The following is an 18,847-nucleotide window of genomic DNA, read 5'->3' as shown; positions in this document are numbered from 1 at the left end:
GGTGGGGAGTGCCGGGGCGGGACGGGCGGTCCGGGTCGTAGGGGCCGTCCGGGTCGTACGGGCGGTGCGGGGTGCCGGGGCGGGACGGATGGTCCCGGTCGTAGGGGCCGTCCGGGCGGCGCGGGTGGTCCGCGCCGGTGGAACGGTCCGGGTACTCGGGGGCGAGCGGGCGGTGGGGAGTGCCGGGGCGGGACGGGCGGTCCGGGTCGTAGGGGCCGTCCGGGTCGTACGGGCGGTGCGGGGTGCCGGGGCGGGACGGATGGTCCCGGTCGTAGGGGCCGTCCGGGCGGCGCGGGTGATCCGCGTCAGTGGAACGGTCCGGGTACTCGGAGGCGAGCGGGCGGTGGGGGGCACCAGGGCGGTCCGGGTGGTCCGGGCGGTCCGGGTCGTACCCGGAACCCGGGTCCTGGGGGCCGTCCAGGCGACGCGGGTGATCCGCGTCAGTGGAACGGTCCGGGTACCAGAGACCCTCCGCGTCGTACGGGCGGTGCGGGTCGCGGGGACGATCCGCGTAGCCGGGGCGGCCGTGGCCGTGGAGGCGCTCCGGTTCACGGCGGTGGTCCGGGCGGCGCGGCCTGTCCGGGTACACGGGGACCAGCGGGCCGTGCGGCCGGTGCGGGTCACCGGGGCGGGCCGGGTGGTGCGGGCCGCCCGCGTCCTCGGCGCCGTCCGGGTCGTACGGACCGTCCGGATCCACGGAGCCGTCCGCGTCGTACGGGTGGCGCGGATCGCGGGGACCGTCCACGCGGCCGGGGCGGCCTTGGCCGTGCGGCCGGTGCGGGCGGTCGGCGTGCCCGGGGGCGTCAGCGCTGTGGGGGCGGCCGGGGTCGCGGCCATGGTCCGGGGCCGCCGGGCGGTCGGGGTCGCCCAGCCGGTCCGGGGCGTGCGGACGGTCGGCGTCACGGGGCTGGTCCGGGGCGGACGGGTGGTCCGGATCCTGGGGACGGACCCCGGCCTCAGGGCCACCGGAGTCCCCGGGACGACCCGGTCCGGAGGGAGGCTCGGACCCCGCAGGCCGATCCACGGCGAACGGGTCGGGCTGCCGCTCCGACGCGGACGGGCCGCCCGGACCCTGCGGGAGGACCCCCGCCTCGGGGCCATCGGAGTCCCCGGGATGGCCCGCCCCGGAGGGACCCTCGGACCCCGCAGGCCGGTCCGGGCCCTGAGGACGGACCCCGGCCTCAGGGCCACCGGAGTCCCCGGGACGACCCACCCCAGAGAGACTCTCGGAACCCTCGGGCCGGTCCACGGCGGACGGGTGGTCCGAACCCTGACGACGGACCCCGGTGTCAGGATCGTCGGAATCCCCGGGGCGGCCCGCCCCGGACGGGTGCTCGGACCCCGCAGGCCGGTCCAACATCAACGGGCCACCGGGTCCCTGAAGACGCATCCCCACCTCAGCACCATCGGAGTCCCCGGGACGACCCGCCCCAGAGGGACGCTCGGACCCCTCGGGCCGGTCCACAGCGGACGGGCCGGGCCGCCGGTCCGACATCAACGGACCGCCCGGGCCCTGAAGACGCAACCCCACTTCAGCACCATCAGGGTCTCCGGGACGGCCCGGGCCGGAGGGACGCTCAGACCCCGCGGGCCGGTCCAGGTCGACTCGGCGGTCCGGCGTGGACGGACGGTCCGGATCCTGAGGACGGACCTCGGCCTCAAGTCCGTCGGAGTTTCCGGGACGGCCCGCCCCGGACGGACGCTCAGCCTCCGCAGGCCGGTCCGCAGCGGACGGGCCGCCCGGACCCTGAGGGCGGGCCCCGGTCCAAGGGCCGTCGGGCTTCCCCGGGCGGCCACGGTGGTCCGGGGCAACCCGCCGATCCGGTGCGGCGGGCTGCTCGGCCCGGCGGGGCCCATCCGGGTCGCGGGCGTCGGCCGCGTCGGGCCGACCGTCGGGGCCCGCAGGGCGCTCCGGTCCGGGCGCCTGGTCAGTCGCACGGGCGTGGCCGGGGGTCCCGGAGCCCTCGTCGTCCTGGGGGCGTTCCCGGTCCTGGGCGGCGGCCGCGCCCCCGCCCCCGGCGCGGAAGGCGACCGCGCGCGCCCCGACGGCGGCGCCGTCAGCCGACCCGCGCCCGCCGTCCTCGGCCCCGCCGTCGAGAACGGCACCGCGCTCCTGCGCGGCGTCAGCCCCTCCCCCTCCGCCCCCCGGCAAGGCCGACGCGGGCGACACCGTGCCGGTGCCCGCCAGGACCACGGCGCCGACGGCGAAGACGAGTGCGCCCCGCAGGGCGCAGCGGTGGCGGGGGCCGCTCCCGGTACTGTCGGCGGACGCGGACGCGGATGCCGCCCGGCACCGCTCGCACGCGCAGTCCCCGGGTATCCCCCCGGTGACGGACTCCGCGAGGGAATCCGTGAAAGCCGGTGTATCCGGTATTCGCTCCACTCCGCTGCCGCCTTCCGTCATTCGCGCCGTACCGGCGGAACAACCGCCCGTACATATGCGACATACACCCTCTTTGGTGGCCGCGCAGTCGGAATCCGGGGACAAAGGACCGGCCCGCCCAGGACTTCCGGCCCTGACGGCGCCTTCCCCCGTTCCGCTATCAGGGGGACAGCCCGTGGCCGGGAGCGGCCATGGAGGTGGTCGGGAGCACCCTCAAACATCGGGTAGAGTTTTCTCTGTCAGCAGGCGCCGCTAGCTCAGTTGGTTAGAGCAGCTGACTCTTAATCAGCGGGTCCGGGGTTCGAGTCCCTGGCGGCGCACAGACAGCCGGAGGCCCCCATCGCGAGATGGGGGCTTCCGGCGTTTCCGCCCACCTTCCGGAGACACGACGAGGCGCCCCGCATCGTCTACAGCGCCCGCACCCCGCCCACGCGACCCCGTACTCGCGCGCGAGCGGTTCGCGAGCGGTTCACGCCGCTGCGAGCCCACCCTCGATCACTTCCGGCGCATTCGCATACGAGTCCGCTCGCTGCACCGCTTTGCCCGGTAAACACCTCGTTTCACCCTTGCGATCATGACGCTGCGTCCGAGATCCTTGGCCGACAGCGACGGCCCAACATCATTGTGTGACCTATGAGTTGGGCGGTGCCGGTGGGGAGCCGGCGCCCAGAGGTCCGTGCGGCCATTGGGGGGCCGTGAGAAGGACCCGCGTACCAGGACACACGCGGCCGAGCCCGCGTGCGGGGGGACAGAGCTCATGACATCCACGCCTGCCGACGCCCGGCAGCAGCATCTGCATCCGCCATCCCCGGCCCACCCGGCGAGCCCGGCGAAGCCACGCGGCCCGGGTCTGGCCGGCCTCTCCGGGCTCGCCGGGCTCTCCGGCCTGCCGGTGTCCGTGCCCCGGCAGCCGGGCCGTACGGGCCGGCCGGAGCAGGAGGGCCCGCCCGGGGAGGCGCGGCCGCCGTCCCCGGAGGCCGAGGGTCCGCCACCCGATCCGCCGCGCGAGCGCAGACGCCCGCGCTACGACTACGAGCACTACAGCCGGCTGGCCGGCCCGCTCACCCAGCCCGGCCCCGAGGAGCCCTACCGGGTCCGCTACCGCAGTCTTCTCGCGCAGGAGACGCACCGGGTGATCGGCGCGCTGCTGCTGGGCGCCGCCCCGGTTGTCTCGGTCGGGCTGCTGGTGTGGCTGATGCAGCCCTCCCACTGGACACAGCGGGAGAACGCGACGCCGACGATGCGTGTGCTGGACTCGGTGATGCTGGTGTCGATCGGCCTCATCGAGCTGTTCCGCACGCTGAACGTGGCGTCCAACGCCCATGCCACGCTGGTCGCCCGCGACCCGGTCCCGGTCGTGCCCGAGACGGGCACCCGGGTCGCCTTCCTCACCTCCTTCGTGCCCGGCAAGGAGCCGCTGGAGATGGTGACGCGCACCCTGGAGGGCGCCGTGCGGCTGCGCCACCGGGGCCCGTTGGACGTGTGGCTGCTCGACGAGGGTGACGACCCGGAGGTCAAGGAGGTCTGCCGGCGGCTGGGCGTGCGGCATTTCACGCGCAAGGGTGTCGCGAAATGGAATCAGCCCAAGGGCCCGCACCGCGCGAGGACGAAACACGGGAACTACAACGCCTGGCTCGACGCGCACGGCGACGAGTACGACTTCTTCGCGTCGGTGGACACGGACCATGTCCCGCTGCCCAACTTCCTCGAAAGAATGCTCGGTTACTTCCGTGACCCCGACGTCGCGTTTGTCGTTGGACCACAGGTGTACGGGAACTACGATGCGGCCGTGACCAAGGCCGCAGAAAGCCAGCAGTTCCTTTTCCACGCCCTGATCCAACGCGCCGGCAACCGCTACGGCTCCCCCATGTTCGTCGGCACCAACAACGCCGTGCGGATCAGCGCCCTCAAGGGGATAGGGGGCCTGTACGACTCGATCACCGAGGACATGGCCACCGGTTTCGAACTGCACCGGCACCGCAATCCGGTCACCGGCAGGAAGTGGCGCTCGGTCTACACCCCGGACGTGCTGGCGGTCGGCGAGGGCCCCAATTCGTGGACGGATTTCTTCACCCAGCAACTGCGCTGGTCCCGGGGCACCTACGAGACCATCGTCAAGCAGTTCTGGCGGGCCCCGTTCAGCCTTCCGCCGGGCAGGCTCCTCAACTACTCGCTGATGGTCATCTATTACCCGATGACGGCGCTCAACTGGCTGCTGGGCGCGCTGAGCTGCGCGCTGTTCCTCGGCTTCGGCGCCTCCGGGATCCAGATCGACTCCGAGGTCTGGATGATGCTCTACAGCGACGCCGCCGCCCTGCAGATCGGGCTGTACGTCTGGAACCGCCGGCACAATGTCTCGCCGCACGAGCCGGAGGGCTCCGGGGGGCTCGCCGGGATGGTGATGTCCGCGCTCTCCGCGCCCGTCTACGCCCGTTCGCTGGCGGACGCGGTGCTGCGCCGCAAGAGCTCGTTCGTGGTGACGCCCAAGGGCGACTCCGCGAGCCCTGACACCCTGTTCGGCACCTTCCGCATCCATCTGTTCTTCATGGCGGTCTTCGGGGGGTCCCTCGTGGCCTCGTTCTTCCTCGGCCACACGCATGTGGCGATGCGCACCTGGGCGGGGCTCGCGCTGGCGATCACCGTCGCGCCGGTCCTGGCCTGGTGGTGGACGGTGCGCCACACGCCGGCGCGGCCCGCGGAGGCCGGTCGATGAGACAGCCGGGACAGCCGCGCCACCTGGTCAGCCGCCGGACCCGTCGCCTGGCGATCGGTTCGGCGGTCGTGCTCGCCCTCGCGGGGATGAACGGTCCCGCGCTGTGGGGATACGCCTCGGACACCTACCACGACTACACGATCAATCAGTCGGACTACAAGGCCCGCAACGGCCATTGGGACGTGGTGGACGTCCCCGAGCAGTACCGCATCAACACCATTCACGCGGCACTGCTGCACACCGGGAAAGTGCTGCTGGTCGCCGGCTCCGGCAACAACGCCCGTAATTTCGCGGCCAAGACCTTCCGTACGGTCCTGTGGGACCCGGCGACGAACACCTTCAAGAACATCCCCACGCCCAAGGACCTGTTCTGCGCCGGGCACACCCAACTGCCCGACGGCCGCCTCCTGGTGGCGGGCGGCACCCAGCGCTACGAGAAGCTCGGCGGCGACGTCAGCAAGGCCGGCGGGCTGATGGTCGTCCACAACGAGAATCCGGACAAGCCGATGACGCTCCCGGCGGGCACCCGCTTCACCGGGAAGCAGAACGGCAGGACCTTCGAGTCCAAGGACCCCGTGCTCGTCCCCCGCGCCAAGAAGGAGCAGCCGCAGGGCAGTCAGCGTGTCATGGTCACCGCCAGTACGGCCCGGGTGTATGTGGAGGCGCTGCGCAAGGGCTCCCAGTACGAGACCGGTGTCACCGACAACTACACGGTCGAGGGGCTCGGCGGCGAGGACTCCCGCAATGTCTACGGCATCGCGAACAAACTCTCCTTCGACAAGAAGGACTTCCAGGGGATCAAGGACGCCTTCGAGTTCGACCCGGTCGCCGAGCGCTATATCACCGTCGACCCGATGAACGAGGCCCGCTGGTATCCGACCCTGACCACCCTGCAGGACGGGCGCGTGCTCTCGGTCTCCGGTCTGGACGAGATCGGCCAGGTCGTCCCGGGCAAGAACGAGATCTACGACCCGAAGACCAAGAAGTGGTCGTATCTGCCCGAGCAGCGCTTCTTCCCGACCTACCCGGCCCTTTTCCTCACCGACAAGGACCGCGTTTTCTACACCGGTTCCAATGCCGGCTACGGTCCGGCCGACCAGGGCCGTACACCCGGGCTGTGGGACCTCAAGAGCAACGAGTTCACCGAGGTGCCGGGCATCAGCGACCCGGACTCCCTGGAGACCTCGATGTCCGTGCTGCTGCCGCCCGCGCAGGACCAGCGGTACATGGTGCTCGGCGGCGGCGGGGTCGGCGAGGACAAGAAGTCCACGGCCCGCACCCGGATCGTCGATCTGCACGCCGCGCGGCCGCGCTTCACGGACGGCCCGGAGCTGTACGCGAAGGTCCGCTACCCGAGCAGTGTGATCCTGCCCGACGACACCGTGCTGACCACCAACGGCTCGGGCGACTACCGCGGCCGCGGCGACTCCGACGTCCTCAAGGCCGCGATCTACGACCCGCGCAGCAACGCCCTGCGGGAGGTCGCCGAGCCGCTGGTGGGCCGCAACTACCACTCGGGCGCGCTGCTGCTGCCCGACGGCCGGGTGATGACCTTCGGCTCCGACTCGCTCTTCGGCGACAAGGACAACACCCGGCCCGGCACCTTCCAGCAGCAGATCGACCTGTACACCCCGCCGTATCTGTTCAAGCCCTCGCGCCCCGAGATCAAGGACACCGGGTCCAGGACGGTGGAGCTCGGCGGCAGGGCGAGCTACCGCACGTCCCGCCCGGCGGACATCGCCAAGGCCCGGCTCATCCGGCCCGGTTCGTTCACGCACGTCACGAACATCGAACAGCGGTCGGTCGCGCTGGACTTCACGCGCTCCGCGGACGGCATCACCGTGACCCTGCCCAAGGACCCGTCCCTGGTGCCGCCCGGCTGGTACATGCTGATGGTGGACGACGGCCAGGGCGTGCCCTCACAGGCCGTGTGGATCAAGGTCCCGACGGCGGGCGAGAAGTCTTGAGCCAGGGACGGGAGTCGAGGACGCGACCGGGGCGGGCCCGCGAGGGGCCCGCCCCGGTCAGCGTTCATCAGCGTTCCGTCAACGGGCGTTGCGCGCGAGGTCGAGCGCGTAGCTCTCCCACCACTGGCCCGCCTCCGGGCCGCCCTTGCACGTGCCGTCCGACTCCCCCGGCCGCTTGATCCACAGATAGGCGTCCGTCCGGCTGTCACCGGTGTGCGTCGTGGGCGGCTCGCCGAGGGCCCGGCCGGAGGGGTTGCACCACGCCTTGTCGTTCTCGCCGCCCGACTTCGGGCCATTGCCGTTGCGGCTGGTGTCGATGACGAAGTGCTTGCCGCCCAGCAGCTCCGAGAGCCGGTGGCCGTAGCGCTTGTTCGCGCGAGTGGTCTGGAAGTTCGAGACGTTCAGCGCGAAGCCGTCGGCCTGCTCGATACCGGCCCGGCGCAGCGGCTCGGCCATCCGCTCCGGCGGATTGACCCAGCTGGGATTGCCCGCGTCCAGGTAGACCCGGGTGTGCGGCCGGGACTTGAGTCTGCCGACGGCCTCCTTCAGCAGCGCGTAGCGCTCCTCGTGGAACTGCTGGGGGGTGCAGCCGTCCTCCATGTGCGGGACGGCGTCCGGCTCCAGGACCACCAGGGCGCCGCGGTCGCCGATGCCGCGCACCGCCTTGTCGAGCCAGGCCCGGTAGGTGTCGCCGTCGGCGGCGCCGCCCTGCGAGTACTGGCCGCAGTCGCGGTGCGGGATGTTGTAGAGCACGAGGACGGCCTCGCGGTCGGCCTTGGCGGCGGCCTCGGTGAACCCCTTCGTCTGGCCCTCGGGGTTGTCGGTGCCGATCCACTCGGCGACGGGCTGCGCCGCGATCCTGTCGAGGAGTTCGGCGTCGTGGCCCTTGCCGTCGCGGCGCAGCTCGCCCGCGCGCTTGGCGGCGGTACCGTCCGGATTGACCCAGAACGGGTCCTTGGACCTGGGCTGTTGGACGGGCGCCTGCTGGGGCGGGCCCCCGGCCTGCGGCGGGGAGGCGGAGGAGGAGTCGGAACAGCCGGCGAGCAGGAGCAGCGCCGCCAGCGCCGCCCCCGGCCCGGCCTGGGCCCTGCGTGTGCGAGGTGTGCGGCCGGTGGTGCCGTACATCCATTCCCCCTTGGGTGTACTTCCTGCGGGGTGGTCCTCCCCTTCCCCCACGGGACAGACCGGTCGCCCCCATGCTGGCACAGACCTCACCCCCGCCGTCAGTGCGCGAGGGGCTGGCCCAGGGGCGCGTCGCCCGCTTGGCGGACGCGTGGCGTCAGACATGTCCGGTCCTTGTGAGGTAGGCGGAGACGACGATGTTGGCGTCGTACGCGCCGCGGGCGCGGTCGTACTGGCCACCGCAGGTGATCAGGCGCAGTTCGGCGCGGCCGCGCTCGTGCGGGCCGTAGACCTTCGCCGCGTCGAAGCGGTCCTTGGTGAGGACGGAGACGTCCTCGACGGTGAACTCGGCGGTGCTGCCGTCGGCGCGGCCGACGGTGACGGTGTGCCCGGGCCGGAGGTTGCCGAGGTCGTAGAAGACGGCCGGGGCGTGGTCGGTGTCGGCGTGGCCGACGAGCACGGCGGCGCCGGGCGTCCCGGGCTGGGGCCCGCCCCGGTACCAGCCCACGGCGCCGGGCCGCCCGTAGGGGGGCGGGTCGACGGCACCGCGGTCCAGTCCGCGCTCCTCCACCGGGGCCCTGATGCCCAGGGCGGCGACGGTGAGGGTCCTCGGGCGGGAGCGCGGCAGCGGAGCGTGGGCCGGGGGCAGCGGGCCGGCGGCCGGGCGGCCGACGGCGGCGACATCACCGGCGGTCGGGCCCGCGTCGGTGGCGTGCTGCCCCTCGGTGGCGCCCCGGCCCCACAGCCACAGAGCCATCAGCAGGACGGCCCAGGCGAGGCCGGTCAGCAGCCGGCCGTGGGTGCTCGCGCGTGGTTCGTACGTCCCGTGCATGCTGTGCTGCCTTCCGCTTCCGCCGGCTCCCGGCTACCGCCGGGCCGCTTCGCCGCGGCGGCGGTGCCAGATGAGACCGAGGGCGATCAGCGCGCTGCCGCCGGCCAGGATCAGACCCGGGGTGCCGGGGGCGCCGTCCGCGCGGGCCGCGCCGCCGCCTCCGGCGGGCACGGGGGCCACGGGCGAGCCCGCGGCCGGGCCGTTCCGGTGGCCCGTGCCCGGCGCGGGGCGGTCGCCCGCGTCAGTACGGGCGTCGGAGTCCGTACGGGCGTCGGCGGGCCCGGCGGCGACGCGCAGCCGGCCCTCGGGCACGGTGCCGCGGTCGGCGCACCGGACGCGGACCGGGTGGCTGCCGGGGCGCACGGTGGAGCTGACGGTGGTCTCCGCGTACATGCCGCGCGCGTCCTTGGCGAGTTTCGCGTCGGTGACGAAGGCGTCGGAGACGGCGGTGGCCCGCTCGCCCGCGCAGCCGGTGACGCGCAGCTGCACCTGTTCGCCGGGGCGGGCGGTCAGGGGCGTGATCTCCAGGGTGCCGGGCGGCGCGGTGCCGTCGGCGGCCTCGGCGTGCACCGGGGCCGCGCCCATGGCGGCGGCCGCGAGGACAGCGCACAGCGCGAGCCGGAACGGAGCCACCTTTACGGCGTTCATGGCGCATCCTCCTGGAGCCGCATGTGCTCCGAGAGTCACCCGCCGCCGGGCACGCCGCATCCGCTGCGTACCGGTATTGCTCCGTTCGGTGGCGGCTCAGATCAGTCCGGCTCAGATCAGGCCGACGAGGTCCGCGATGGAGTCGACGACGCGGGACGGCCGGAAGGGGTGCCGGTCGATGTCCTCGGGCCGGGTCAGCCCGGTGAGCACGAGGAAGGTCTCCATCCCGGCCTCCAGCCCGGCCAGCACATCGGTGTCCATCCGGTCGCCGATCATGGCGCTGGTCTCGGAGTGGGCGCCGATCGCGTTGAGGCCGGCGCGCATCATCAGCGGGTTGGGCTTGCCGACGAAGTAGGGCTCGCGGCCGGTGGCCTTGGTGATCAGGGCGGCGACGGAGCCGGTCGCGGGCAGCGCGCCCTCGGTGGAGGGGCCGGTCTCGTCGGGGTTGGTGGCGATGAACCGGGCGCCGTCGTTGATGAGCCGGATCGCCTTGGTGAGGGCCTCGAAGGAGTACGTGCGCGTCTCGCCCAGCACCACGTAGTCGGGCTCGACGTCGGTGAGGACGTAGCCGATGTCGTGCAGGGCCGTGGTCAGCCCAGCCTCGCCGATGACGTAGGCGGTGCCGCCGGGCCGCTGGGAGTCCAGGAACCGCGCGGTGGCCAGGGCGGAGGTCCAGATGGACTCGTGCGGGACGTCGAGGCCGATGCGGGCGAGCCGGGCCTGGAGGTCGCGGGGGGTGTAGATGGAGTTGTTGGTCAGGACGAGGAACGGCTTGCCGGAGGCCGTGAGCTTGTTGACGAAGGTGTCGGCCCCGGGGACGGGGACGCCCTCGTGCATCAGCACGCCGTCCATGTCGGTCAGCCAGGACTCGATGGGTCTGCGCTCTGCCACAGTCGGTACTCCTGCCATGCTGGCCCGTGCGGGCCGGTGGACGCCGGACGCACCTCGTCGTGCTGCCGCCGATCTCTCCAGCCTAGGTCAGCCGGGCGGCGGCCCGTGATCGTCCCGGCGGACCGCCGGATTCCGGGGCAACGCGGGCTCGGACGCGGGCTCGGACGCGGGGCTCAGCTGCCGGTCGCCGCCTTCCAGGCGTCCAGGTATCCGGGGAGATTGCGGCCGATGTCCGCCCAGTCCACCGGGAAGACCTCGACACCCTTCATGATCCCGGCGAGGGCGGTGGCATTCGCGTCACCGGCCTTGACGTCGCCGCGGGCCGGGAAGCCGCCGCCGACCGCGGAGACCTGCCGCTGCACGTCCTCGGAGAGCAGGTAGTCGAGGAACTTCTTCGCGGAGGCGGCGTGCGGGGCGTCCTCGACGAGACCGGCGGCGTACGGCAGAGCAAAGGTCGTCGGCTTCCCGCCGGGGCCCGCGGGGAAGAAGATGCCCTGGTTCGGCATGGACTTCATGTTCGCGTAGTTCATCTGGACATCGCCGTTGGCGACGAGGAGTTCACCCTTGTCGGTCTTGGGGGCGAGCTGCCCGGTCGAGGAGGACGGGCCGACGTTGTTGCGCTGGAGCCTCTTGAAGTAGTCCATCGCGGCGTCCTTGCCGCCGAGGTCGTGCATGGCCTTGATCAGGACGGCCGTGCCGTCGCCGGCGACACCGGGGGTGGAGTACTGCAGCTTGCCCTTGAAGCGGGCGTCCAGCAGGTCGTCCCAGGTCCTCGGCGGGCTGCTCAGCTCCTTGGTGTTGTAGATGAAGCAGAAGTAGTTGTTGACGACAGAGGTCCAGGTGCCGGAGGGGCTCTTGTCGCTGTCGGCGACCTTGTCGGCGCCCTGGGGCCGGTACTCCGCCAACAGTCCCTTGGAATCGGCCTGTTGGATGAACGGCGGCAGGGTGACGACGACGTCGGCCTTGGTGTTGGACTTCTCGCGGGCCAGACGCTGCACGAGGGCGCCGGAGCCGCCCTCCACGTAGTTGACCTTGATGCCGGTGCGCTGCTCGAAGTCCTTGAAGACCTTGTCGTAGAAGCCGGAGCCGTCCTCGGCCTTGAGGCCGTCGGCGCTGTAGACGGTGATCTCCTGGGCGTCGGCGCCGACCGTACCGCCGCAGGCGGCGAGCGCGGGGGCGAGGACGGTGAGCGCGGCGAGCAGGGCGGTGCGGTGCTTGCGGGATGTACGGACCGTACGGGGCATGGTCGAACTCCTGGGCGGAATGGGGGGATTCAGCGGATTCACCGGCAGGAAGAGCGGTTGCGGATGCGGGACACCCCGAAGAGGGCGAGAAGCGTCGCCGCCATGAGGACCACGGCGAGCGCCGCGCCGGCGAAGAGCGCGCCCCGGTCCGTCGCGGCGAAGATCTTGACGGGGAGGGGCAGCCAGTCGGGCGGGTAGAGCATCATCGTGGCGCTCAGCTCACCCATGGACAGGGCGAAGCACAGTCCGGCGGCCGCCCCCAACGAAGGGAGCAGCAGCGGAAGTTCGACCCGCCACAGCACGTACGCGGGCCGGGCACCGAGCGAGGCGGCGGCCTCCGCGCAGGCCGGGTCGAGACGGGTGAGGGCGGCGGCGACCGACTGGTGGGCGAAGGCCGTGACCAGGACGGCGTGGGCGGCGACGACGATCTGCGGGGTGCCGTTGAGGAGCAGCGGCGGCCGGGAGAACGCGACCAGCAGCGCGAGTCCGACGACGACGGACGGCACGGCGACCGGCAGCACGAACAGCGCGTCCACCACGCGGCGGGCGCGCCGCGGCAGCCTGCGCGCGGCGAGCGCCGCCCAGGTCCCGGCGGCGAGCGCGAGGACGCTCGCGGCGAGCGCGGTCAGCACGCTCGTGCCCAGGGCCTGCAGGGCGCCGCCCCCGGCGAGGTCCCGGTAGTGCGCGAGGGTCGCCCCCGACGGCAGGGCCCCGCTCCAGCGCGTGGCGAACGAGGCCGCCAGCACGACGAGCAGCGGCAGCGCGAACACCGGCAGGAACAGGGCGAGGAAGACGGTTTGCAGGAGCAGCCTGGCGAACCGGCTATGCACGAGCACGGCGGGCACCTCCGGGGGCGGTGGTACGGGCGGTGGTACGGGCTGTGGCGGTACGGGCGCCCGTACGGGCGACGAGCAGCCGGTAGCAGCCGTAAAGGGCCACCGACAGCGCGATGTTGACGACGGCCACGACGCACGCGCCGGTGTAGTCGCCGTCCAGGATGGCCTTGCTGTAGACGAGCACCGGCAGCGTGGTGACGCCCTTCGCGCCCGTGAACAGCACGATGCCGAACTCGTTGAGGCACATCACCAGTACCAGCGAGCCGCCCGCCGCGAGCGCGGGCAGCACCTCGGGCAGCACCACCTGCCGTACGACACGCGGCGCGCGGGCGCCGAGCGAGGCCGCGGCCTCCAACTGGGCCGTCTCCACCTGGGAGAAAGCGGCGAGCAGGGGCCGCATCACGAACGGCGTGAAGTAGGTGACCTCCGCGAGCAGCACGCCCCACGGCGTGTGCAGGAAGGCGAACGGCCCGTCCGGGGCGCCGGTGAGACCCGTCCACAGGCCGTTGGCGATCCCGACGCTGCCGTAGAGGAAGAGCAGGGCGAGGGTGATGAGGAAGGAGGGGAACGCGAGGAACACATCGACGAACCGTCCGACGGCCCGCGCCCCCGGGAACGGCACGAACGCGATGACGAACGCGAGCAGGAAGCCCAGCAGAAGCGAACCGGCGGTGGCGCCGGCGGCGATACGCACGGTGTTCCACAAGGCATCACGGAAGGCCGTCTGGGCGAGGACGTCACGGTAGGCGTCGACGGAGTGCCCGCCGCCGTCGGGCGTGAGGGACTGCCACAGGACGAGGGCGAGCGGGTAGAGGAAGACGAGGCCGAGCGCGAGGAGCGGCGGAAGCGCCCACCGCGCGGCGCGTGCAGGGGGGTCTGCGGCCGCGGGAAGGGCCGCGCCGTCGGCGGGAGTTGCCACTGAGGGCCGCGGGGCCCGGTCCGGGGCGGACCGCCCGGATGCCGACGGCGTGCCCAAGGCACGCCCCCCGGCCCGGGGCACGGACCCGCCCGGCTCCGGGGTGCGGGGCTCCGCCGCCGCAGGAACGGCCTCGCCGCCGAGGCAAGTTGCCGCCGCAGGCCCAGGACCCCGGTCCGGGGCGGTGCGGCCGTCCGGCGGGCGGCCCGCCCCGGGCGCGGGCCCGGCCGGAGGTGTGGGGCAGGGTGCGGTGGGGTGTTCCCCGTTGCCGTTCATCGGGTGGGGCTCTCTTTCCCGGTGCCGGCCGGCAGGAGGACGCCGTCCTGCGGGGCGAAGTGCACCGTCACCTCCGCGCCCAGGGCCGGCGGATCCCGTAGCTCGCGGACGTCCGTGTGCACGGTGTGGCCGCCGACGTCGAGCCGCAGGCGGTGCGTGGCGCCGCGCCACTGGATCTCGGTGACCCTGCCGCGCAGCGCGTTGGGGCCGGTGCCGAGGGTGAGCAGGTGCGGGCGGACGCACAGGGTGGCCGAGGCGCCCGGGGCGGCCGTGCCCACGGGCACGTCCAGGTCCGTACCGGCGAAGCGGACACCGGCCGGCCCCACCGTCACCGGCAGCAGATTGGCGTTGCCGACGAAGGACGCGGTGAACTCGGTGCTCGGGCGGCGGTAGAGCTCCTGCGGGGTGCCGCAGTCCCGCAGCCGGGCCCGGTCCATGACGGCGATCCGGTCGGCGAGGGTGAGGGCCTCGACCTGGTCGTGCGTGACGTACAGCATGGTCAGTTCCGGCAGTTCCCGGTGCAGCCGGGCGAGTTCGGCGAGCATGCCGGAGCGCAGCCGGGCGTCGAGGGCGGAGAGGGGCTCGTCCAGGAGCAGCACCCCGGGCCGGATGGCGAGCGCGCGGGCGATGGCGACGCGCTGCTGCTGCCCGCCGGACAGCTCGCGCGGGTAGCGCCGCGCGTACGCGGCCATGCCGGTCATCTCCAGCGCGGCGGCGACGCGTCCGGCGGTCTCGGCGCGCGGGGTGCGGCGGGCCTTGAGGCCGAAGGCGACGTTGGCGTCGACCCGCAGGTGGGGGAAGAGGGCGTAGCTCTGGACGACCATGCCGACGCCGCGCCGGTACGGGGCGAGGCCGGTGACGTCGCGGCCGCCGAGGAACACCCGCCCGGCGGCGGGCCGTACGAATCCGGCGACGGCGCGCAGCGCGGTGGTCTTGCCGGAGCCGGAGGGGCCGAGGAGGGCGAGGACCTCGCCGGGTTCGACGGTCAGGTCGAGGGAGTCGAGCGCGAGGGTGCCGCCGTAGGCGACGGTCACCCCGTCGAAGCGGATGCCGGTGGCGGCCGTCATGGCGCGTACTCCGCTATCGCGTCGGGGAGTTCGGCGACGGACGGCAGGATGTGGGTGGCACCGGCCGCGCGCAGGGCGGTGGCATCGTGGGCGCCGGTGAGGACGCCCGCGACGAGCGACGCCCCGGCACGCCGGCCGCAGACGATGTCGGAGGTGGTGTCGCCGGCGACGGCGATGTGCTGGACGGCGTCGGCGGCGCGGGTGCGCAGCAGGGCGGTCAGGACGAGGTCGGGCCAGGGGCGGCCGCGGCCGCCCGCGTCGGCGGGGCACAGGCTCAGGTCGGCGAGGTCCCGCCAGCCGAGGGCGGTGAGGATCGCGTCCTGGGTGGCGCGGGCGAAGCCGGTGGCCAGGACGACGGTACGGCCCTCGGCGCGCAGCCGTTGGACGGCCTCGCGGGCGCCGGGTACGGGCGCGCAGTGCCCGGCGCGCACCAACTGCCCGTAGGCGTCCTCGAAGGCGGCGTTGGCGCGCCGCGCGCGGTCCTCGTCCCCGCCGCCGAGGTGCCGGAAGACGGAGATCTTCGAGGTGCCCATCGTGGCGCGGACGTGGGCGAGTTGCTCGGCGTGGGCGGGGCTGCCGGGTTCGGTGCCGAGGGTGCGGCAGGCGGCGTCGAAGGCGCGCTCGACGAGGCCGTCGTCGGCGACGGTGGTGCCGGCCATGTCCAGGACGACGAGGGAGATACGGCGGGGCAGAGGGGCAATGTGCTCAGTGTGTGCGGTGTGTGCGGTGTGTGCGGTGTGTGCGGTCAACTCGGGTCACCAGCCCAGGGTGTCGGCCGTGGTTTCGGCGATGGCGGGGGAACAGGTCATACCGCGTCCGCCCGGCCCGGTGACCAGCCAGACGCCGTCACGGACCTGTTCGCGGTGGACGAGGCGCGCGGGGTCGGCGCACTGCGCGTACACCCCGGCCCAGCGCCGCCGTACCGGCGGCAGGGGGCGTCCGAGCAGGCCCTCGGCGACGGCGGTGAGGTGCTCGTAGGGGGCCTCGTCGACGTCGAAGGCGAAGGGCGCCGCGTACTCGTGGGTGTCGCCGATGGTCAGCGAGCCGTCGGCGCGCTGCACCATCAGCAGTTGCATCCGGTGTTCGGCGGCGACCTGCGGCTGCGGCCGCGCGGCGGCGAGGGCGTCGAGCGCGGGGGAACCGTAGGCGGGGTAGTAGCGGAAGCTGTCGGCGTCGGCGACGGAGGTGGTGAGTGTCTCGCCGAGCGGCGCGGTCTGCATCATCTGCAAGCGGACGCGGCGCACGGGCAGTTCGGGGGCGAGCTCGCGGGCGAGCCCGCCGAGCCAGGCACCGGTGCACAGCACGATCGCGTCGCCGCCGTGGGTCCCGCCGTGGTCGTCGCGCACGGAGCGGGCGCCGGTGACCTCGCGGACCTCGCGGCCGGGCAGGAAGGTGTACCGGCCGGAGGCGAGCAGGGCGGCGCGCAGGGCGCGCTGGGCGGTGCGGGGTTCGACGGCGGCGTCGCGCCGGCACCACAGGGCGCCGAGGAAGTCGCCGCGCAGCGCGGGGTTGAGGGTACGGGCCTCCTCGGCGTCGAGGAGTGCGAAGCCCCGGGCGGCCGCGTCGGGGCGGCCGGCCGCGGCGCGGGCGACGGCCAGTTCGGCCTCGTCGGTGACGACCGTCAGGGATCCGTTGGCGCGGAAGCCGAGGCCGGGGACGTGTTCGGCTGTCTCCTCCCACAGTTCGCGGGCGCGCAGGGCGGCCGCGAGTTCCTCTCCGCCGGCCCGGCCGCCGACCCAGACGAGTCCGAAGTTGCGGACGGAGGCGCCGCGCGCCTCGGCCTCGCGCTCGATGTGCACGACCTCGTGGCCGCGCTGTACCGCGTGCCAGGCGTGCAGGGTGCCCAGTACACCGGCTCCGACGACGATGACTCTCATGCCCCGAACGTTGCTCGCGGAGGGTTTCCCTCAAGGAGCCGGACGGCGACGCGACGGTGAACGAGCCGTCAAACCTGGCCTAGACCCGTTACCTTGCCGTTATCTCCAGGGGGCGTGTGGCGGGCGGTGCGGAGTCAGCCCTTCCGGCCGTCGAGGTGGGTGGTGAAGGAGAAGCGGTCCCCCCGGTACAGCGAGCGCACCCGCTCCAGCGGGCGGCCCTCGGCGTCCCGGGAGACCCGGTGGATGAGCAGCATCGGCAGCGCGGGCGAGGTGCCGATGAGCAGCGCCTCGCGCGGGGTGGCGAGCACGGTCTCCAGGCGTTCGTCGGCGTCGCCGAAGGCGATCCCGAGCCGCTCGCGCAGATAGCCGTAGAAGGAGGAGTCGGGCACGAACTCCTGGCCCAGCCGGGGCGCCCGCGCGACCGCGACGTAGGTGCTCTCCAGGCCGACGCGCTCGTCGTCGGCGAGCAGCACCCGCTCCATGTGCCACACGGGCTCGCCCTGCCGCACCCCGACGTCGGCGGCGAGCGCCGCCGGACACGGGAAGCGGTCGAGGCCGATCAGGGCCCGGCCGGGGCGGCGGCCCTGGCGGCGGACGCCCTCGGTGTAGCTGGCCAGGGCCAGCGGCTGCTCCAGCTTGGGGCCCGCGACGACCGTACCGCGCCCCTGCCGGCGCACCCGCCCCTCCAGCAGCAGTTCCCGCAGGGCCTGGCGCACGGTCTCGCGGGAGACCGCGAAGCGCGTGGCGAGGTCACGTTCGGCCGGCAGCCGGCCGCCCGTGCCCAACTCCTCCAGCAGCTCGGAGAGTTGGGCCTTGACGGCGTAGTACTTGGGTATGCGCCCGTGCTCGGGGATGCCGGCGCGGACCGGGGCGCCGGGGGTGTGGCCCGGCCGGGTGCGGGCGGGGCGCGGGTCGCGGCCGTCCGGGGTGTGCGTGTCGTCCACGCCGCGATCCTCGCACCTCAGGGACGTTCGCGGCGCGCGCTCAGGACCAGGGCGCCCCCGGCGGACAGCAGCGCGCAGACAGCGCAGCACAGGGCGAACACGTGGCGCACGGTTCCCGTCCGCGCCAGCGCGGGCCGGCCGCCGTCACGTACGCGGAAGGTGTAGCTGTCGGAGTCGCCCGCCCAGTCGCCGTCGCCGCCGTGCCGCTGTACGGCCGTCACGCTCGCGGTGACCGGCCCCTCGGGGGCGCCCGGGGCGAAACCGAGCCGCACGGGGACCTGGACGGTGCCGTGCGCGGGCACCGTGAACCCCGTGAAGACGGGGCCCCCTTGACCCGGCGGCCCGGGCGGCCCGGGCAGGCCCTCGAAGGCGCCCACGCTCTCGGCCGCGTCGCTCCGCTCGAACCGTACGGGCCGCCAGCGGGCGGCGGCCGCGTCGTAGAAGTCCAGCCGCACCTGGGCGGGCCGCAGCGCGTGGGCCCGGTCGGCGAACACCGCCACCGGGTGCAGGGAGCGGCACTCGGTACCGGTGGCGTTGCGCAGCTCCAGCCGCCACGCGCGGGGGGCGGCCCCGGCCTCGTACGTACGCGGCCCGCCGGCCAGCCGCGCGGCGATCGGCGGCACGGCACGGCCGGGCACGGCGCACCGTTCCGGCTCCCGTTCGGCGCGGGAGGCCCGGGGGCGGTGGTGGACGGTGGACTCGAAGGGCGGCGCGGGCGCCGACGTCGCGAGGAACGCGACCGCGACGGCACCGACGGCGAGCGCGCGGGAGGAGGGCATCGCGGCACCTTGGGTGGCGGTGGGCTTCCGGGCCAGGACCATCCCACCGCGCGGGGCCGGGCGGGGCCCGGCACGACGACGACAGGACCGACTGGCCGCCGGACACCCCCCGATATGACTATCGCCGCCGCGGATCCGGGCACGGACACCGCGCCTCCCGGGAGCGCGCTCCCGGAATCCGGGGCGGAGCCCCGGCAAAAGGCCACCGCAACCGGGGCGCCTTCACGATCCGCCGGACAGACCCCACCTGCCGGGGCCTGCCGACGGCCCCCAACGTCCGGCGCCGAGCCCCGGCAGGCCTCACCCGCCCCGAACACCGGCACCGGCACCGGCACCGGCACGACCACCGCGC

Annotated in this window: 14 protein-coding genes, 1 tRNA gene and 1 pseudogene; 3 read left to right on the top strand and 13 right to left on the bottom strand. The window is 73.9% G+C overall.

Going from position 1 to position 18,847, the window contains the following annotated elements; all coding sequences use genetic code 11:
- Window positions 1-745, bottom strand: a pseudogene (locus tag ACFP1Z_RS21965) (hypothetical protein); the annotation flags it as partial.
- A gap of 1,884 nt (window positions 746-2,629) precedes the next feature.
- On the opposite strand from ACFP1Z_RS21965, the gene ACFP1Z_RS21960 reads away from it, so the two are divergent.
- The 3 genes from ACFP1Z_RS21960 to glxA all read left to right on the top strand — a co-directional run bounded on the left by ACFP1Z_RS21960 (window position 2,630) and on the right by glxA (window position 7,063).
- A tRNA-Lys gene (locus ACFP1Z_RS21960) sits at window positions 2,630-2,703 on the top strand.
- Window positions 2,704-3,140: 437 nt separating this feature from the next.
- Window positions 3,141-5,096, top strand: a complete 1,956-nt coding sequence (locus tag ACFP1Z_RS21955; RefSeq protein ID WP_390318573.1) for a glycosyltransferase family 2 protein — start codon at window positions 3,141-3,143, stop codon at window positions 5,094-5,096.
- Window positions 5,093-7,063 carry a radical copper oxidase GlxA gene (gene glxA / locus ACFP1Z_RS21950; protein WP_390318571.1) on the top strand — a complete coding sequence of 657 codons (1,971 nt, stop codon included), beginning with the start codon at window positions 5,093-5,095 and terminating at the stop codon, window positions 7,061-7,063. Before ACFP1Z_RS21955 ends, glxA begins: the two co-directional genes overlap by 4 nt.
- A 78-nt stretch (window positions 7,064-7,141) precedes the next feature.
- On the opposite strand, the gene ACFP1Z_RS21945 is transcribed toward glxA, so the two are convergent.
- From ACFP1Z_RS21945 to ACFP1Z_RS21890, 12 genes are all read right to left on the bottom strand, one after another.
- Window positions 7,142-8,188: a glycoside hydrolase family 6 protein gene (locus tag ACFP1Z_RS21945; RefSeq protein ID WP_390318570.1), complete on the bottom strand. Its 1,047-nt coding sequence runs from the start codon at window positions 8,186-8,188 to the stop codon at window positions 7,142-7,144.
- A gap of 154 nt (window positions 8,189-8,342) precedes the next feature.
- Window positions 8,343-9,017 (bottom strand): class F sortase, encoded by a 675-nt coding sequence (locus ACFP1Z_RS21940; protein ID WP_390318568.1) that lies wholly within the window; start codon window positions 9,015-9,017, stop codon window positions 8,343-8,345.
- Window positions 9,018-9,050: 33 nt separating this feature from the next.
- Entirely contained in the window at window positions 9,051-9,665 is a 615-nt protein-coding gene (locus ACFP1Z_RS21935) for a hypothetical protein (RefSeq protein ID WP_390318566.1), read from the bottom strand.
- 111 nt (window positions 9,666-9,776) lie between these two features.
- Window positions 9,777-10,556, bottom strand: a complete 780-nt coding sequence (locus tag ACFP1Z_RS21930) for an HAD-IIA family hydrolase (RefSeq protein ID WP_390318564.1) — start codon at window positions 10,554-10,556, stop codon at window positions 9,777-9,779.
- 173 nt (window positions 10,557-10,729) lie between these two features.
- A complete protein-coding gene (locus ACFP1Z_RS21925; RefSeq protein ID WP_390318562.1) occupies window positions 10,730-11,800 on the bottom strand; it encodes a 2-aminoethylphosphonate ABC transporter substrate-binding protein in 1,071 nt (356 codons plus the stop codon).
- 38 nt (window positions 11,801-11,838) lie between these two features.
- Entirely contained in the window at window positions 11,839-12,636 is a 798-nt protein-coding gene (locus tag ACFP1Z_RS21920) for an ABC transporter permease (RefSeq protein ID WP_390318560.1), read from the bottom strand.
- Entirely contained in the window at window positions 12,623-13,555 is a 933-nt protein-coding gene (locus tag ACFP1Z_RS21915) for a 2-aminoethylphosphonate ABC transporter permease subunit (RefSeq protein ID WP_390318558.1), read from the bottom strand. The genes ACFP1Z_RS21920 and ACFP1Z_RS21915 overlap by 14 nt, the downstream gene beginning before the upstream one ends.
- A 269-nt stretch (window positions 13,556-13,824) precedes the next feature.
- The gene (locus ACFP1Z_RS21910; protein WP_390318556.1) at window positions 13,825-14,895 is read right to left on the bottom strand and encodes an ABC transporter ATP-binding protein; all 1,071 of its coding nucleotides are present in this window, start codon (window positions 14,893-14,895) and stop codon (window positions 13,825-13,827) included.
- Window positions 14,892-15,596 (bottom strand): phosphonatase-like hydrolase, encoded by a 705-nt coding sequence (locus ACFP1Z_RS21905; protein ID WP_390318586.1) that lies wholly within the window; start codon window positions 15,594-15,596, stop codon window positions 14,892-14,894. The genes ACFP1Z_RS21910 and ACFP1Z_RS21905 overlap by 4 nt, the downstream gene beginning before the upstream one ends.
- Before the next feature lie 54 nt (window positions 15,597-15,650).
- On the bottom strand, window positions 15,651-16,772 hold the full coding sequence (locus tag ACFP1Z_RS21900; RefSeq protein WP_390318555.1) for a TIGR03364 family FAD-dependent oxidoreductase: 1,122 nt from the start codon (window positions 16,770-16,772) through the stop codon (window positions 15,651-15,653).
- Window positions 16,773-16,906: 134 nt separating this feature from the next.
- The gene (locus ACFP1Z_RS21895) at window positions 16,907-17,626 is read right to left on the bottom strand and encodes a GntR family transcriptional regulator (RefSeq protein ID WP_390318584.1); all 720 of its coding nucleotides are present in this window, start codon (window positions 17,624-17,626) and stop codon (window positions 16,907-16,909) included.
- Window positions 17,627-17,733: 107 nt separating this feature from the next.
- Window positions 17,734-18,495, bottom strand: coding sequence for a hypothetical protein (locus tag ACFP1Z_RS21890; RefSeq protein ID WP_390318554.1), 762 nt, complete (start codon window positions 18,493-18,495; stop codon window positions 17,734-17,736).
- Window positions 18,496-18,847 lie beyond the last annotated feature (352 nt).

The sequence above is a fragment of the Streptomyces gamaensis genome, from assembly GCF_042656465.1.
In the GTDB taxonomy this organism is placed as follows: Bacteria; Actinomycetota; Actinomycetes; order Streptomycetales; family Streptomycetaceae; genus Streptomyces; species Streptomyces gamaensis.
Note: the sequence above shows the minus strand (reverse complement) of the source record. Positions and strands in the feature narration are given on the sequence as shown.